18 protein-coding genes and 1 rRNA gene are annotated in these 17,139 nt (G+C 35.0%); 6 read left to right on the top strand and 13 right to left on the bottom strand.

All coding sequences use genetic code 11. The features are described from left to right. Positions 1 to 25: 25 nt before the first annotated feature. The 3 genes from EKM05_RS03595 (at position 26) to EKM05_RS03585 (ending at position 3,416) form a co-directional block, all read left to right on the top strand. Complete coding sequence (locus tag EKM05_RS03595; protein ID WP_126553545.1) at positions 26 to 475, top strand: DUF1016 N-terminal domain-containing protein; 450 nt, start codon at positions 26 to 28, stop codon at positions 473 to 475. Positions 476 to 552: 77 nt separating this feature from the next. Beyond that, positions 553 to 693 carry a PDDEXK nuclease domain-containing protein gene (locus tag EKM05_RS14560; protein ID WP_231507362.1) on the top strand — a complete coding sequence of 47 codons (141 nt, stop codon included), beginning with the start codon at positions 553 to 555 and terminating at the stop codon, positions 691 to 693. A gap of 32 nt (positions 694 to 725) precedes the next feature. Then, the gene (locus EKM05_RS03585) at positions 726 to 3,416 is read left to right on the top strand and encodes a DNA gyrase/topoisomerase IV subunit A (RefSeq protein WP_126463056.1); all 2,691 of its coding nucleotides are present in this window, start codon (positions 726 to 728) and stop codon (positions 3,414 to 3,416) included. A gap of 40 nt (positions 3,417 to 3,456) precedes the next feature. Here EKM05_RS03585 and EKM05_RS03580 read toward each other — a convergent pair whose 3' ends face one another. The 7 genes from EKM05_RS03580 to EKM05_RS03550 form a co-directional block, all read right to left on the bottom strand. Then, the gene (locus EKM05_RS03580; protein WP_126463058.1) at positions 3,457 to 4,227 is read right to left on the bottom strand and encodes a TerC family protein; all 771 of its coding nucleotides are present in this window, start codon (positions 4,225 to 4,227) and stop codon (positions 3,457 to 3,459) included. Between the two features lie 33 nt (positions 4,228 to 4,260). Next, positions 4,261 to 4,635 carry a DNA topoisomerase IV gene (locus EKM05_RS03575; RefSeq protein ID WP_126553543.1) on the bottom strand — a complete coding sequence of 125 codons (375 nt, stop codon included), beginning with the start codon at positions 4,633 to 4,635 and terminating at the stop codon, positions 4,261 to 4,263. 171 nt (positions 4,636 to 4,806) lie between these two features. Beyond that, the gene (locus EKM05_RS03570; RefSeq protein ID WP_126553541.1) at positions 4,807 to 5,379 is read right to left on the bottom strand and encodes a pentapeptide repeat-containing protein; all 573 of its coding nucleotides are present in this window, start codon (positions 5,377 to 5,379) and stop codon (positions 4,807 to 4,809) included. Beyond that, on the bottom strand, positions 5,379 to 5,600 hold the full coding sequence (locus EKM05_RS03565; protein WP_126463064.1) for a DUF6095 family protein: 222 nt from the start codon (positions 5,598 to 5,600) through the stop codon (positions 5,379 to 5,381). The genes EKM05_RS03570 and EKM05_RS03565 overlap by 1 nt, the downstream gene beginning before the upstream one ends. Positions 5,601 to 5,656: 56 nt before the next feature. Then, positions 5,657 to 6,469 (bottom strand): N-acetylmuramic acid 6-phosphate etherase, encoded by an 813-nt coding sequence (gene murQ / locus EKM05_RS03560; protein ID WP_126553539.1) that lies wholly within the window; start codon positions 6,467 to 6,469, stop codon positions 5,657 to 5,659. Positions 6,470 to 6,624: 155 nt separating this feature from the next. Then, positions 6,625 to 7,293, bottom strand: coding sequence for a ZIP family metal transporter (locus EKM05_RS03555; RefSeq protein ID WP_126463068.1), 669 nt, complete (start codon positions 7,291 to 7,293; stop codon positions 6,625 to 6,627). An 88-nt stretch (positions 7,294 to 7,381) separates the two neighbouring features. Continuing rightward, positions 7,382 to 8,146 carry a class I SAM-dependent methyltransferase gene (locus tag EKM05_RS03550; RefSeq protein WP_126463070.1) on the bottom strand — a complete coding sequence of 255 codons (765 nt, stop codon included), beginning with the start codon at positions 8,144 to 8,146 and terminating at the stop codon, positions 7,382 to 7,384. 95 nt (positions 8,147 to 8,241) lie between these two features. Here EKM05_RS03550 and EKM05_RS03545 point away from each other — a divergent pair, with 95 nt between their 5' ends. Both EKM05_RS03545 and EKM05_RS03540 read left to right on the top strand, forming a co-directional pair. Then, positions 8,242 to 9,417: a class I SAM-dependent RNA methyltransferase gene (locus EKM05_RS03545; protein WP_126553537.1), complete on the top strand. Its 1,176-nt coding sequence runs from the start codon at positions 8,242 to 8,244 to the stop codon at positions 9,415 to 9,417. Between the two features lie 56 nt (positions 9,418 to 9,473). Beyond that, on the top strand, positions 9,474 to 9,710 hold the full coding sequence (locus tag EKM05_RS03540) for a hypothetical protein (RefSeq protein ID WP_126452597.1): 237 nt from the start codon (positions 9,474 to 9,476) through the stop codon (positions 9,708 to 9,710). 97 nt (positions 9,711 to 9,807) lie between these two features. Here the strand turns inward: EKM05_RS03540 and EKM05_RS03535 are convergent, their stop codons facing one another. The 4 genes from EKM05_RS03535 to EKM05_RS03520 form a co-directional block, all read right to left on the bottom strand. Next, complete coding sequence (locus EKM05_RS03535) at positions 9,808 to 10,629, bottom strand: DUF6048 family protein (protein ID WP_126553535.1); 822 nt, start codon at positions 10,627 to 10,629, stop codon at positions 9,808 to 9,810. After that, positions 10,601 to 11,122 (bottom strand): DUF6452 family protein, encoded by a 522-nt coding sequence (locus tag EKM05_RS03530; RefSeq protein WP_126463076.1) that lies wholly within the window; start codon positions 11,120 to 11,122, stop codon positions 10,601 to 10,603. The genes EKM05_RS03535 and EKM05_RS03530 overlap by 29 nt, the downstream gene beginning before the upstream one ends. 81 nt (positions 11,123 to 11,203) lie before the next feature. Beyond that, positions 11,204 to 12,619, bottom strand: coding sequence for a 23S rRNA (uracil(1939)-C(5))-methyltransferase RlmD (rlmD, locus tag EKM05_RS03525; RefSeq protein ID WP_126553533.1), 1,416 nt, complete (start codon positions 12,617 to 12,619; stop codon positions 11,204 to 11,206). Between the two features lie 614 nt (positions 12,620 to 13,233). Next, entirely contained in the window at positions 13,234 to 15,393 is a 2,160-nt protein-coding gene (locus tag EKM05_RS03520; RefSeq protein WP_126553531.1) for a TonB-dependent receptor, read from the bottom strand. 532 nt (positions 15,394 to 15,925) lie between these two features. Here EKM05_RS03520 and EKM05_RS03515 point away from each other — a divergent pair. Next, positions 15,926 to 16,276 (top strand): hypothetical protein, encoded by a 351-nt coding sequence (locus tag EKM05_RS03515; protein WP_126553528.1) that lies wholly within the window; start codon positions 15,926 to 15,928, stop codon positions 16,274 to 16,276. Positions 16,277 to 16,330: 54 nt separating this feature from the next. Here the strand turns inward: EKM05_RS03515 and EKM05_RS14555 are convergent, their stop codons facing one another. Both EKM05_RS14555 and rrf read right to left on the bottom strand, forming a co-directional pair. Next, positions 16,331 to 16,426, bottom strand: coding sequence for a DUF4372 domain-containing protein (locus EKM05_RS14555; RefSeq protein ID WP_231507363.1), 96 nt, complete (start codon positions 16,424 to 16,426; stop codon positions 16,331 to 16,333). Positions 16,427 to 16,818: 392 nt separating this feature from the next. After that, positions 16,819 to 16,928, bottom strand: a 5S ribosomal RNA gene (rrf, locus tag EKM05_RS03505). Positions 16,929 to 17,139 lie beyond the last annotated feature (211 nt).

Here is a 17,139-nt window from a genome sequence, read left to right as displayed (position 1 = left end):
ACTACTATTCAATAGAATATATTTAATGAAAGACGAAGAAAATACAATTCCAAATAATTCTCAAAATAAAATTTTATTTTCTCAAGTGGTCACGCTGTTGCAAAATACCCGTCAACAGGTTTTACGTACCGTAAATTCAACAATGGTTTACACCTATTTTGAAATGGGAAGAATGATTGTTGAAGAAGAGCAAAGCGGAAAAGAACGAGCTGAATGCGGAAAGCAACTACTAAAAGGACTTTCTGAACAGTTGACTATTCAGTTTGGAAAAGGGTTTTCGATTCGGAATTTAGAACAAATAAAACAATTTTACATAACTTATTCAAAATCCGATTCATTGACCCGGATTTTAGAAATTCGAAATTCGCAATCACTGACTGCGGAATTCAAATCTCAAAAAGCGCAGACAGTGTCTGTAGATTTAAATAAATTAAATTATCAAAAAATTTCAGGATTCTTAAATGTTTTATACTGATTGATTTAAAAATAGGAGAATTAAAACACCAAGATTTGTGACAAATGCAAATGTATGTCAATTAAGATGACCGAGAAATGCGTTTTGAAGATGAAAATAAAACCATAGGAATTGTACTGTGCCAAAACAAAAGTGATTTGGTTTTAGAATATACTTTACCTGAAAAGAATGAGCAAATTTTTGCTAGCAAATACAAAACAATTCTGCTAAGCAGATAAGATTTAATACAATTAATTTCGGAATCAAGATAATGAAAGACGAAGAAGACGATAACATATTACCAGAAGGTCAGGAAGAAGATAATTCGATTAATGAAAATCAATCTGAAGAAAAAACCTCGAAAGGCCAGCATTTTTACGACAATCAAGAAGACGGCAACGATACCATTACCAAAGTTACGGGAATGTATAAGGACTGGTTTCTGGATTATGCCTCGTATGTAATATTAGAGCGTGCCGTACCGGCTATTGAAGATGGTTTTAAACCGGTGCAACGCCGTATCATGCACTCTTTGAAGGAGCTGGATGATGGTCGTTACAATAAAGTGGCCAATGTTGTTGGGCACACCATGCAATATCATCCTCACGGAGATCAGAGTATCGGTGATGCGATGGTGCAAATAGGGCAAAAAGAATTACTGATTGATTGTCAAGGTAACTGGGGAAATATTCTGACAGGTGATGGTGCTGCGGCTTCGCGTTACATTGAAGCACGTTTGTCTAAATTTGCTTTAGAAGTGTTGTACTCTCCAAAAATTACCGATTGGGGTGTGTCCTATGACGGAAGACGGGCAGAACCCAATAACCTGCCAGTTAAATTCCCATTATTATTAGCTTCCGGAGCCGAGGGAATCGCAGTAGGTCTTTCTACGAAAGTATTGCCTCATAATTTTAATGAATTAATCGATTCATCGATAAAAATATTAAAGGGAAAACCGTTTACTTTATATCCTGATTTCTTGACACAGGGAATTGCAGATGTATCCAATTATAACGATGGATTGCGTGGTGGACGTATCCGTGTGCGAGCCAGAATTAGTCAGCTAGATAAAAATACTTTGGTAATTACCCAGATTCCGTTTTCGACCAATACGACGACTTTGATTGACAGTATTTTGAAAGCCAATGAAAAAGGGAAAATCAAAATCAAGAAAATTGAAGATAACACCGCTGCTGAGGTCGAAATATTAATTCATCTTTTTCCGGGTGTTTCTCCTGATAAAACCATTGATGCATTGTTTGCCTTTACGGCCTGTGAAACTTCGGTGGCACCATTAGGCTGTGTGATTGAAGACAACAAACCGCTGTTTATTGGAGTCTCTGCGATGTTGAAAATTTCGACCAACAGAACGGTCCAATTACTGAAAAGCGAACTCGAAATCCAGTTGAGTGAATTAGAGGAGCAATGGCATTTTCTTTCTTTGGAACGTATATTTATCGAAAATAAAATTTATCGTGATATTGAAGAACAGACCACTAAGGAAGGCGTCATTAAAGCGGTAGATGATGGACTGAAACCCTACATTAAACACCTGAAGCGCGCCGTTACCGAAGACGATATTCTGCGTTTATTGGACATCCGAATCATGCGTATTTCTAAATTTGACAGCAACAAGGCTCAAGATAAAATTCAAGCGCTGGAAGGAGATATTGAACAAGTGAAACACGATTTAGAACATCTGATTGATTTTGCTATAGCCTATTTCACACGATTAAAAGAGAAATATGGTAAAGGGAGAGAACGCCAAACTGAGCTTCGTGTTTTTGATGATATCGAAGCCACGAAGGTAGTCCTTAGAAATACTAAATTGTACGTAAACAGAGAAGAAGGTTTTGTAGGAACGAGTTTAAAAAAAGACGAATATGTTACAGACTGTTCTGATATTGACGATGTAATTGTTTTTCTGCGTGACGGAAAAATGATAATTACCAAGGTAGATGCGAAAACCTTTGTGGGAAAAGATATCATTCATATTGCCATTTTTGACAAAAGTGATAAACGGACCATTTACAATACGATTTACCGTGACGGAAAATCAGGACCTTCTTATATAAAACGATTCAATGTTTCAGGTGTGACTAGAGACAAAGCGTATGATCTGACGAATGAAAGTACAGGATCACAAGTGGTGTATTTCTCCTGTAATCCAAACGGAGAGGCAGAAGTAATTACCATTATGTTGCGTCAGGTGGGAACTGTCAAAAAACTAAAATTCGACATTGATTTTGCGAGTTTAGCTATAAAAGGAAGAGGTTCGAAAGGAAATTTAGTCACTAAATATCCAATCAAGAAAATTGAATTAAAAGAAAAAGGAATTTCAACATTATTGCCTCGAAAAGTATGGTTTGATGAAACCGTACAAAGACTTAATGTGGATGGAAGAGGAGAACTGTTAGGCGAATTTAGACCTAATGATAAAATTTTGATCCTTTCGCAATCCGGAAAAGTAAAGGTAATTACACCAGAATTATCTACACATTTCGATGAAGATATGATCGTTTTAGAAAAATGGATTCCAAAAAAACCAATTTCAGCCATTTATTATGATGGTGAAAAAGAACGTTACTACATCAAACGCTTTTTGGTGGAAACCGAAAACAAAGAGGAAAGTTTTATTACAGAACATGCTAATTCACATCTTGAAATTGTATCAACAGAGTATCGTCCAGTAGCTGAATTAGTTTTCACAAAAGTGAAAGGCGTTCAAAAAGAAAATATAACTGTAGATATAGAGTCGTTTATTGCACTCAAAGGATTTAAAGCACTAGGGAATCAATTAACCGCTGATAAGTTAAAACAAGTAAACCTGCTGGACTCTTTGCCTTATGAAGCACCGGAGGAAATTATTGCGGAAGAATTGGAAGTAAAAGGGGAAACTAATGCTGACGATTCAGGCATACAGCGCGATGATGACGGTCAGATAATATTAAGTTTAGAATAAAAAAAATGCTCCGATTTGGAGCATTTTTTTTTATAAATAATTATTTTTTCTTTCTCATTTTCATGTTTAGAAACTCGACAGCCAATGAAAAGGCAATTGCAAAATACAAATAAGCTTTAGGAACCACTCCTACAGATTGGCCTACCAATACTGCTTCGGATAAGTGCATACTCTCCGTGATCAGCATAAAACCAATCAGAATTAAAAATGCCAAACCTAAAATCTGTATAGATGGATTGTTGTTTACAAACGTTCCAACCGGCACCGCAAACAGCATCATAACCCCAACAGAAATTAAAACAGCCGTAATCATAATATACAATGCACCTTCCAGTCCGTTAGTCATGCCTACAGCAGTCAAAATACTGTCTACGGAGAAAATAAGGTCAATCAACAAAATCTGGACAATAACGTTAGCAAATGATTTTGCCGCCGAAGTTTTTAAATTTTTTTCTTCTTCTCCTTTATGGTCTACTTTTTCGTGAATTTCCTTGGTACTTTTGTAAATCAGAAATATACCACCGGCCAATAATATCATCGCTTGCCCGTTAAAATGAGCAGAGAACCAACCCCAATCCACACTAAACCACGGTTCTTTCATTGCAATAAGAAGTGTAATCCCAAATAACAGCGCAATTCGCATGAACATGGCTAGAAACAAACCAATTTGCGTCGCTTTTTTTCGTTTTTCAACGGGTAATTTTCCTGTAACAATCGAGATAAAGATGATATTATCAATACCCAGTATGATTTCTAGAAACGTCAATGTTAACAGTGCTACCCAAGCATCAGGATTTAAAAATACTTCCATTTTATGTAGTTATAATTGTTTGATTTAAAATATTTAATCCGAAATCTTTGTTACTGTTCCTCTTTGTTTGGCATCAGAACCAACCATTCCAAACTCAAAGGTATACGATTTTTTTGATGTAGTCAAAATTTTCATACCAATAGCTTTTTCTTCAGCCATGTTTTTAGGATGCAGTTTTTGCAGTACATATTCGCAATCACTGATCCAACGAATGGAAGCTGTATCCGTTTTTCCTTCAAAAGTCTCAATTTCAATACTGTCGTTGCGCTCAAAAAAAGCCGTTTTCGTAACACCGTCTACGTCATATTCAAATTTGAATTTTCCGGTTTTGAAATCTTTACAGTTGCGCTCTTTATCATAACAAGACAAAAGCAATAGCATTGGAAGAAGGAATATTATTTTTTTCATTTTAAAATTATTTAATTTTTTTAGTACCTAATCCAGCTGTGCGTTGCAACTCCTAAGTCTAAAATCTTTTTTTCTATTGACAAAAAAGGAGCTTCCTTTAGTCGCTCTTTTTATCCATGAAAAAGTAGCTTTAAGCCTTTCGGGGTTTCCACTTCCATCTGGGGTAGTAGATTATTGTATTTTAATATCGTATTTATCCAAAAGACCAATAATCCCTTGTGTCGAAAATTTTGCTTTTTTCATCGGATTGAATTCGGGATCAATTTTAAAATCAGTTGCTTTTGAAAAATCGGCTCCAGCTAATTGCGTATTATTAAAAACAGCACCATCCAGATTGCTATTGTCAAAAACGGAACTCGTAAGATTGGTCCCAACAAAACCTACTTCTCTTAACGAACAGGAAATGAATTTTGTCTTTGGCATTTTTTTATTGGCAAACGAAGAATAATCCAAAACACATTCCTGAAAACTGACATTAAACAAGAAATCATCACATTCTTCAAATTGAATTCCAAGTAATTTACAGTTTTTGAATTGTATCCCTTTTAAGCTTGCTCCGGATAATTTAGTCATAGCCAGATTACAATCAATAAACTCGCAATCCATGAAACTGCTATAAGAAAAATCACTATTGGATAAATCGCAGTTTCTAAAAACGCAATCCTCAAATTCTCTGTTATTCACTTTTTTATCGACGTAAATAACTTTTTCGAATGTTTTTTGAACGTGAATTAGGTTTTCCATTAGTCATTAAATAAACTTTTCATAATTGTTTTTAGTCCCAAATACATCAAATACATTGCACTGATGCAGGTAATGATACCTATTGCTAAAACTAAATAGTGCCAAACATTGTGTTGATTCATAAAAGCATTAGTAATGACAATTGGACCAATAAACAGCAAAGGCAAAGCACCTGCCAAATATTTAATTCCTTTAGATAAAAGTTCTTTGTTGGTTGCCATTTTTCTTGTTTATAGGTTTACTCTTCAAAGGTAATCGATATGTTGAAAAACAAGTGTTACTTTTTGTAATTATCAACTGCTTTTCGCACACTTCCGTGTTTTTTTAATAATTCGGCAGCTTCTTTATAGGAAACAGAAATTTCTCCCAGTATCATTTTTATGCCACGATCTATGAGTTTGCTGTTGCTCAGTTGCATGTCGACCATTTTGTTGCCTTTTACTTTTCCCAGCTGAATCATAGTGGCTGTTGAGATCATGTTGAGTACCAGTTTCTGTGCCGTACCTGCTTTCATACGGGAACTTCCAGTTACAAATTCGGGCCCAACAACTACTTCTATAGGGAATTTTGCGGTTTGCGAAAGCGGACTTCCTGCATTGCAAGAAATACTTCCTGTAGTAATATTATTTTCGTTGCAAGTTTGCAATCCTCCAATAACATAAGGTGTTGTTCCGGAAGCTGCTATTCCTATAACTACATCATCTTCATTTAGCTCGAAAGCTTTTAAGTCTATCCAAGCCTGAGTTGTGTTGTCTTCGGCATTTTCTACGGCTTTGCGGATTGCGGTATCTCCACCAGCAATAATCCCGATTACTAAATTGAAAGGAACTCCAAAAGTTGGTGGACATTCCGATGCATCAAGAATCCCGATACGACCGGATGTTCCTGCGCCAATGTAGAATAATCGTCCGCCGAGTTTCATTTTGGTAACAATTTCAGTCACTAAAGTTTCTATTTGTGGCAAGGCTTTTTCTACGGCAAGCGGAACGGTTTTGTCTTCCTGATTGATATTAGAAAGCAATTCCTGAACCGACATTTTTTCTAAATGATCGTATTTTGAGGATTGCTCGGTGGTTTTTTTGAATTCCATATTTATTTTTTTTGAAGGGACAACTCGCGAGGTGCCCGTACATTTATTTCTTGCGTGAGGGATAGAAGTGGAAATCCTTTTTTATGTAGCGACAGCGGAATAAAAAAGATTGCAACATATAGCCCGACCCTTGCGGTCACGCCCAAATTGTAAAATTATATAAAATACGCCAGCGCAATTCCTATCACGATCATGGAAACTTTGGCGATGTTAAACTTGTGTCCTTCACTACTTTCAAAAATAATGGTGGAAGAGATATGGAATAATATCCCAATTACAATGGCTGTGATTTCAGTATAATAATCGTTTAATATGGGCAAATAATCCGACAGAACAGTTCCCAACGGCGTCATGACTGCAAAAGTGATCATGAAGAAAAAGATAGCCTTTTTATTCAGGTTTGAATTGATGAAAAAAGTAGTCAAAATAATGGCTATAGGCAAATGATGAATGGCAATTCCTACCGCTAAATCATGATGATGGCTTACCGGGAATCCTTCCAGAAAGGCATGAATGCAAAGACTGATAAACAATAACCACGGGATTTGGGTCATGGTTTCATATCCGTGTACGTGTCCGTGCTCAGCACCTTTTGAGAAAAATTCCAATATAATTTGGAACAATATTCCAAGCATAATAAAGAGTCCGATAGTTGGATTTACACTTTCATAAACTTCTGGCAACAAATGCATTACGGTCAAGGAAAGCAGAAACGAACCACTAAAGGCCAATAGTAATTTTAGATTGGTTTTATTTTTTGGTTTTAAAACCAAGGCGATACTATATCCTATAAGTACGGAAAGTAAAGGTAAAAGGTAATTCATATTCTTTGTTGAATCGTTTATTTGTTGATTTTCTTCCGGTTTATTTTTTTGATTAACCTTATAAACGATTAACCAATTAACCCAACAACTATTTAAAAATCATGATTAGTCGTTCACTATCTGTTTTATGGAATTTTTTTAATTTGTAATCGCCAAAAATATCTAACAAATAAATACCGGCTTCTTCCATTAACATCTCAAAATCTTTTAGGTTTAATGCTTTAACTTTTTCGGTAAAGTGAAACTTTTGTCCTTTGTCTTCAAATTTAATTTCTTTATACAGATATCCTTCTTTCAGATAACGGTTCATGTGAAAATCGATTCCTTCGACCGTTTTAGTTTCTTCGGGAACCAGTGTTTCGATAACTTGGGTGACGTTCATAAAGTCAATCACAGCAAATCCATATTCCGATAGGCTTTCTTTGATTGCGATTAGCGTAGTCAGGTTATCTTGGTCATTTTCGAAATAACCAAAACTGGTAAATAAATTAAAAATGGCATCGTATTTTTCATCAAAAGGTTCCCGCATATCATGTACTTTGAAATGAAGGGTTTCATTTGCATTTTTAGTAGCTTCGGCAATGCTGTTTTCTGATAAATCCGCACCCAAAACCGTAAAACCTAATTGATTCAAATAAATAGAGTGTCTGCCTTTGCCACAGGCTAAATCCAATACATTAGCTTTTTCAGGCAAGTTGAGATAATGCGTCAAATTATCCATGAAAATCTGTGCTTCTCTATAGTTTCGGTCTTTGTACAGGATGTGATAATACGGAGTGTCAAACCAGGAAGTATACCAGTTTTCAGTTGATTTCAGTTGGTTTTCAGTTGGCGGATTTTGTGCTGCAGACATTTATTCTTTTTCAATTAATTCGATTGATGCAAATTTAGTGTATTTTTGCCGAATATAACGATAACAATTTCCCCTTTGAGGGGTAAAGGGCGCAAATGGAAAATAATTATAAAATGATTGCCAAAACCTTTTTTGGTTTTGAAGAGATATTAGCAAAAGAATTGCAAATCCTTGGTGCACAAAACGTAGAGCAAGGTGTGAGAATGGTAAGTTTTAAAGGCGATAAAGGGTTCATGTACAAAGCGAATTTATCTTTGCGCACGGCTTTGAAAATCCTAAAGCCAATTTATTTTTTCAAGGCTAATAATGAACAGGCTTTATACAAAGGAATTTCGGGAGTCAATTGGTCTAAATTGATTGGTGCTAATCAGACTTTTGTGATTGATACCACCGTGCATTCAGAATATTTTAATCACACGGAATTTGTTTCTCAAAAATGTAAAGATGCAATTGTGGATCAGTTCAGAGAGAGAACTGGGCAACGACCTAGCATTGATAAAGTACATCCTGATTTGAGAATCAATATTCATATTGATAAAGACCAGGTTTCAGTAGCACTGGATACATCAGGTAATCCGTTGAACCAACGTGGATATAGAACTGCTACCAATATTGCTCCTATAAACGAGGTTTTGGCCGCAGGAATTTTACTGCTTTCTGGTTGGGACGGTCAAACGGATTTTTTAGATCCAATGTGTGGTTCCGGAACATTTCTGGCTGAAGCAGCAATGATTGCCTGTAATATTCCTGCAAATATCAACCGTAAGGAATTTGCTTTCGAAAAATGGAACGATTGGGACAATGATTTGTTTGATAGTATTTCAGACAGTTTACTAAAACGCGTTAGGGAGTTTCATTACACCATAAAAGGCTATGATAAAGCACCAAGTGCCGTTCAAAAAGCCAAAGACAATATCAAGAATACCAATCTGGAGGAGTATATTTCTATCGAGGAACAAAACTTTTTTGATACCGAGAAGTCTTCCGAAGGGAAACTTCATATTGTTTTCAACCCGCCGTATGATGAGCGATTGGATATTCACATGGAAGAATTCTATAAAAACATTGGCGATACTTTAAAGAAAAACTATCCTGGCACGAATGCCTGGATGATTACAGCAAACTTGGAAGCTTTGAAATATGTAGGGCTAAAACCTTCCAGAAAAATTAAACTTTTCAATGCCGGCTTAGAAGCCCGTTTGGTAAAATACGAAATGTATGAAGGCAGTAAAAGAACAAAGTTTCAGGTAACAACTGATACTGCTGAATAAACTAGTATTCTGTTTTTACTTTCGACCTTTGAATTAAAAATTTTAAAACTTAAAAAATGACTAAATTACAAATACGAGCATTCTTATATCAATTGGGATGTTTTGCAATCTTATTTATTTCCGCTAGATATGTAGTAGAACATTACACGAATTTAACCGGATTCTGGATTCCGTTAACCGCATTTGTCATAGGAACACTTTTATCACCAAAATTCCATGCGATAAAAACCAAAGACGGAGAGAAATTATTCATGAAGTGGATTTTGATGAAAGGAATTAAGGAAATAGGATAGTTTAGAAATCCTAAGACATTCTATTTTTAAAATAGTGACCGCTAAATCTCTAATTCTTATAAAACTAATAATTAGCAAATTGGCGGTTATATTTTATCTACTTTTTTGGGACTGCAAAAGGTGCTACTTTTTTCTTATAAATAGGGACAAAATACGTCACCGTATAATTGAATCCTACTCCAAAACTGCCATCATAAGTTCTGTTGAATCCAGGAATATATAAGTTGGAAAAATTTTCCGGTTGTTTATTGGTTACTAATCGGTTCAATCGAAGGCTGAATCCCATAAATACGTTGTCAAATACTTTAGCTTTTATTCCAGCCACCACTTCAATCCAGCTGGCGGATAGTCCATTGAACTTTTTGCCGGATACAATTTCCGGGACTTCACCAAAATAAGGGTTTGCATTGTAGATGCGATAGCTGTTTAATTCCTGATTAAATGTGCTAAAACCGTAGCGCATTCCTATAGAAATCACATTTTCCATATCCAGCCAGTTTTCATAAGCATTATAATCAAAACCGGCTTTTATGTAGGAGCCTTTGGTGGTAAAATTGACGCGATCATCAGCTGTAGTTTTATTTTCATTACCAATTTCGGCCGCTAAAAAATATTTTTTAGTCAACCTATAGTCGGCTACAAATTCAATTCCCTTATAATTTTGGTCGTATAAAGCTCGCGTCAGTTTGAATAAATCAACTCCTACACGTATCCCATAGCGATCTGTTTTTATGGGAATCGAATCGTTATTTTTTGGTTCCGTATTGATTCCAACCCGCTGCAATGGAGTTTCGGGAATGATTTCATCTGTTTGGGTAGTTTTCGTGCTATCTTTCACAGGTGTTTTCTCTTGCGCTTGCATCAAAGTCAACGACAACAGGAGACCAAAACTAAAAAAAGATCTTAATGTGTATTTCATTTTCATTTTCGATGTTACTTCTTTCAACCGATATAAATTGTATCCATTTTTGATTTGCCGTTGTTGCATCAGTATGTGTATATGGATTTGTTGGATCCAATGTGAATATTGTTTTGTAGCCACAGGCTCTGGAGACAAAAAGTTCCTGTGTAGTATACTTAAATTGTATATTATCTTCATCAACCAATGCCGAATTAGGATTTCCAGAGTTCAGCGTAAAACTATAACTGGTGCTAGTTTTGGCTGTTTTCAATGGAATCGAAATCTTATTTGCACTTGTAGTTTGGAGACCATTAAAAACAATTCCATCCGTCATTCCTTCACCAACTACTTTTAGATTTGTTACATTTTTTAGAACAGAAGGATTTGAAAAATCATAAAACTCTATCACTAATCTTGGAGTAGTTTGGGTATTTGCATCACAAATATCATCTTTCTCACAACTGGAGAAAGCGAAAACGAAAAACAATAACAATAAAAATGTTTTTTTCATATAATACTATTCAGTGTTCAGTGTGCCGTTTTTAGTGTTCCGTAATTTAAGTTCTGAATACTAAAAACTGCAAACTGACCACTATTTTCTTCTTTCTAAAAGTACAACATTCTCTACATGATGTGTTTGCGGAAACATATCCACAGGACGTACCCGGGTCACTTTGTATTTCTCATCCATCAACGCCAAATCACGCGCTTGTGTTGCCGAATTACAACTGACATAAACTACTTTATCAGGCGCAATCTTCATGATTTGTTCAATTACGTCTTTATGCATTCCGTCTCTTGGCGGATCAGTAATAATCACATCAGGATGTCCATTTTGTGCTATAAAACTATCGTTGAAAACCACTTTCATATCACCTACAAAGAACTCACAATTAGTAATTTCATTGCGTTCCGCATTTAATTTAGCATCTTTAATGGCTTCAGGAACACTTTCAACTCCAATAACTTTTTTGGCATTCTTAGATACAAACTGTGCAATTGTTCCAGTTCCGGTGTATAAATCGTACACGATTTCGTTTCCGGTAAGTCCGGCAAAATCGCGCGTTATTTTATACAATTCGTACGCTTGATCAGAATTAGTTTGATAAAAAGATTTGGCGTTAATACTGAATTTCAATCCTTCCATTTCTTCCAAGATGTAATCTCTTCCTTTGTATAATTTTATATCCGTATCGTATAAAGTATCGTTGGCTTTATTATTGATAACGTATTGCAGCGAAGTGATTTGCGGGAATTTCTCGTAAAGATGATCCAGAAGTAATTCTCTGTTGGTTCTATCGTTTTCGAAAAACTGGATTAAAACCATGATTTCACCTGTAGAAGCGGTTCGCAACATCAGCGTTCTAAGCAAACCTTCATGTGCTCTTGGATTAAAAAAAGTCAGTCCATGCGCATTGGCAAAGTCTCTTACTTCGTTTCTAATGGCATTCGATGGATCTTCTTGCAAATGACATTTGTTGATGTCCAGAATTTTATCCCACATTTTCGGAATATGAAAACCAAGTGCGTTTCTATTTCCTAGATCTTCGGTGCTGCCAATTTCCGCTTCGGTCAACCAACGGCTGTTCGAAAATGAAAATTCCATTTTGTTTCTGTAGAAAAACTGTTTTTCCGAACCAAGAATTGACTCAAATTCAGGAAGTTCTATTTTTCCAATGCGTTGCAAATGATTTTTTACTTCGTTTTGTTTGTAATGCAATTGTTGGCTGTATTTCATATTCTGCCATTTACAACCGCCACAAACACCAAAATGCTCGCAAATAGGTGCAACACGATGCTCCGAATATTCATGAAAATGAACTGCTTTTCCCTCGTAATACGCCTTGCGCTTCTTAAAAGTTTGCACATCAACCACGTCACCCGGAACCACATTCGGGATAAAAACTACTTTACCATCGGGAGCCTTTGCTACCGATACGCCTTTTGCACCAGCATCAAGGACTTTTATTTGATGAAAGACAACTTTGTCTGTATTTTTCTTTGCCATAGCGCAAAAATAAGCGTTTGATTGGTTTTATAAATTCAAATTAGCAACTATTTTTAATAAGAAGTGTTTTTTATTGGCGTAACATTCTGTTTTAGACAATAACTTCAATTTTTTGGCACTTATTACTGTTGATTAAGATAAATTTTGGGTTCTCTTTTTCAACATAAATGTACTTATTTAGGTGGGTAGTAAAAATTGATTTTGTAGATTTTTTTCAAAATAACCCTCCGTTAGTTTTGCAAAAAGTTACTATTCAAAAAATACACGATGTTGATTTTAATGCTCTTTCCTAAAAAACCAACTTACGCATCTTTAATTATTAATCCATCAAGCTAAAATATTCAATCCAGCAACTCGAAGAAGATGACAAACAAACCATCTTTAAACTCATTGAAAAGATGCTCATCAATAAAAAATTCAAAGACTTTTTTGCTAAAAATGTATCAACGCTATAAAAACCAAAAGCCATTCCGTAATGAAGTGGCTTTTTTATTTTACTTGATTCAGTTTTCGGGCACAGATTGCAAATCTCCGCTATCGTTACCGACATATCAGAGTCATCAGGGGTAATATCCAGACGGTTCGTGTGATTAATTTTGTTTTCATTTGGTTTTTTACAGCTTAATTTTTATTCCACCGTTTAAAATAAATCCGTCTGTTGGCGTGTAAACTTCCCTAAATTGTGGGTTTTGAATTGTCCCAGAATACATGTTTTCATTTCTCGATTGTCGACTGTCCAAAAAGTTCTCAAGGTTCAAAAATAAACTAAAATACTTGAATTTGTATTCTCCTGAAACTCCCATAACCCAATAATCCCTAACTTTTTCGTTGTTTGTCAAATACTGATTTCCAACATAAAAAACCTCGTAAGCAATTCGCAATTTTTCTTCCCATTCATACATTACGTTTGCGTTTATTCGATGTTTTGCCGTTAATGGATTTATGGTTGAATTATTATCAAAATTTTTCTGAGCGTCAATGTAAGTGTAGCCAATGTAACAAGAAATATCCTCAAAACGAAGCTTTACGTTTGTTTCAAAACCTTTGGTTTCTATATTTCCGTTGGCATTTTCAAAGGCATAATTTACCGTCAGGGGAACTGGATTAAGAACCAACGGATTTTTGATAATGGTGTAAAAAAACATTTGATTAATGGCAAAACTTACTTCGTCAAAAATGGTAGTTTTGTAATTAATATCAGCATTTAATCCATACGATTTTTCAGGATTTACTTTTGAAAAGTCAAGTGAATTTATATTTTGAAATGATTTTTCTTCGGTTTCTTCCGAGAAAATGGTAGGTGATTTGTAACCTAAACCACCGCCAAATCGTGAAGATAATTTTTCGTTGATTTTATATAATAATGACAGACGAGGCAAAACAAAAACATTGATTCTGTTTGTAATGTCTAAACGCAATCCGCTTTCCAAAATGAATTTTTCGGTTATGTTCAGATTGTTTTGAGCAAAAACACCAAAGGCAGCATTGTAATAATCTAACTTGTCAGCCACTAAATTCATTTGTTTAAAATTATCCGAAACTAAATTCGCTCCCAAATTCCATTCTGATTTTTCGTTAGGGATTAAATAATTGGCTTCTGTAAAAGTAGCTACTTGTTGCCCTTCAAAATTATAAGTTTGTTTATCTATTTTTCGGTTAAAATATCCAACGCTATTTTTAATTGTCAATATATTTTTATTGTCAAATGTTTTTTCAAATTTTACTTGTGTCGAATATCGATTACTGTTATTTCGCTCAAAGAACGTATGCGTAACATCTGATTTGTTATCAATCACTTGCATATCTCCTCCAATTCGTTTTTCAAATCCTGCATTTACACCTAAACTAAATGTTGTTTTTTCGTTTGGATAATAGAAAAATTTTGGACTTATGGTATATCTGTCAAATTTTGGAATATCTGAAAATCCGTCATGATTCACATCATAAGCATTTTGAGAATTGCTCGAAACATACATTGTAAGTCCTGATTTTTTGTATTTATCAGCATAAAAACCGCTTAAATCTAACGCTTGTGTTTGATTTACGTTCGCCAAAAATGAAATTTCTCTTTTATCAGTAGGCTCTTTTGTAATCAGGTTTATTAATCCCGCAATTGCTCCACCCCCGTAAAGGGTCGATGTTGAACCCTTGATAACTTCTACACGCTTTAAATTGAGTGGCGGAATCTGTAAAATACTCAAGCCACTTGCAAAACCCGAGTACAAAGGAAATCCGTCTTGTAAAAGTTGCGTATATTTTCCGTCTAATCCTTGAATGCGAATACTTGCACTTCCCGAGACTTGGGAAGTTTGTTGGGTTTGAATTCCTGTACTTTCGGTAAGTAACATTTTGATATTTCCGGGTTGCATTGAAGATTTTTCTTCTAATTCGCCCGCTGCGATCGCTTCGATTCGAGTCGGAGTATTTTTTATTGTTCGGCTACTTCTTGTTGAGGTAACTTTAACTTCTTCTAATTCTTCCGATGTTGGTTCAAGAAATATTTCAATGGTTTCATTTTGAGGAAATAAAATATTTCTTTCAATTTTTCGGTAACCAAAAGAACTGAACACAATGGTTTGTTTACCGTTGGGGATGTTTTCAAGGACTACAAATCCTTTTTCGTCAGAAGTTGAGCCGTTTTGAGTTCCATTTAGGAATACAGAAACGCTATCAAGGGCTTCTTTTGTTTTTTCATCTTTGAGGATGGCTTTAAAAGTGTTTTGGGCTGTTGCTAAAAATGGAAATAGCAAAAGAATGAATATTATTTTTTTCATTTTTGATTTAAATAGAATTGTTCTGAAATAGTAAAACTGGCAACTGCGTAGCAATTGCCCAAAAAAGTCAAATCAAAAAATCATCAAATCAAGTAAGAAGAATATAGGATAAAAAGCCTATCCGGTTTTGAAAAGAAAGGGCTTTTGTAGAATGAATTGCATTTTGATGCAGGTAGAATTACACTTAAATAGCATTGAATTAGCGCATCATAATTAATGTCGCAATTTGGAATACTTTGCGTTACGCTGTTTACAAGGGTTATGTTACTAAATTGTTGAATATAGGCGTGACTTTCATTTTCAAAATTAGCCTTCTCCTCGGTATCCGAAAATTCAAATACGGTGTTGATATAGCAACACGATATCAGAATTAGAAGTACTATTTTAATGTATCCTTTCATCGTTGCAAATGTACAAACAATAATTTTGTTTTTTTGGGATTGATGTACTCTTTTGTCGGTTTATCTATTTTTTATACGGTTTCGAATCATTTCACACAACTAATATATAAACGTCATATATTTGCAAAGCAATGAAATTTTCAACACTCATATTAGCAACAATAATTTTATTCCTCCCTATTAAGCCAGCAATAGATCTGATTTCATTGCAAAATAACAATGAACAAACTTGTTGTGACGGACAATCCAAACCGATTGCTGAAAACGAAAAATCATCCAGCCAACAAAAACAAAAAGACGACCGTTCGGGAAAATCTTGTAATCCTTTTCAAGTTTACAGTTCTTGTGTGTTGCAATGTTCTACAAATCAACTTGCTGAAATATCTAAACCTGAAATTTCAACTAACCAAAATTTTACTTACCAATCAGTTTTTACTTCTCAATTCGCAGCTGACTTCTGGCAACCTCCTAAAATTGTTTAACAATATTAAATTAAACTTTTGCTCCGACAACTTCACTCAAAGAATTACACTTTTCTAAACAACAAAAACCATACTAAACAAATGATCCTTCCATTTGAAATGCTTGACATACCTATCGGAATCATGCTTTTTAACAGCTTTCTGAATCATTGAATCATCTATTAAAGAAATCAACTGTCCGAAAACAGATTTAGTCGAAAAATACTTATTTTTACCCATCGTTATTTGATTTTTGCAACTCAAAATTACGATGATTTTTAAGAAGCCATTAATTTGGCTTCTTTTTTATCGGACAACAATGAAACAAAAAAAAAACATAATTTTTTAAAACAAAAACCCCCTATTCCGATCGGAATAGGGGTTTTCAAAGAAAGGCTACGAACCGAGCCCGCAGGGCGAACACGTGGTATCTATAAACAAAAGAACCCCAGTCTTTTCAGACTGGGGTTCAAATAAAGAAAGGCGACGAACCGAGGGATTTCCCCGAACACGTCGTACCTATAAACAAAAAACCCTTTCATTTTCATGAAAGGGTTTCAAAAGAAAGGCGACGACATACTCTCCCACATAACTGCAGTACCATCTGCGCAGGCGGGCTTAACTACTCTGTTCGGGATGGGAAGAGGTGAGCCCCGCCGCAATAACCACCTTAAGAGGTTATAATTGCTTTGGGCAATTATTGTAATGTTGTTTATATCTTATAAACATCAGTTACATAATTTCTTAACATACTGAGATAAAGAAAATAAAAAGTATTAGAAAGTTTCTTCCTGCCGATTGCTCGGCAGGAAAAGCGTACATAAGCTTACGGGTTATTAGTACTACTCGACTATGACATTACTGCCTTTACATCTATAGCCTAT

Source organism: Flavobacterium sp. GSP27, from assembly GCF_003970395.1.
Classification (GTDB): Bacteria; Bacteroidota; Bacteroidia; order Flavobacteriales; family Flavobacteriaceae; genus Flavobacterium.
This window is presented reverse-complemented; position numbering and strand designations above follow the sequence as displayed.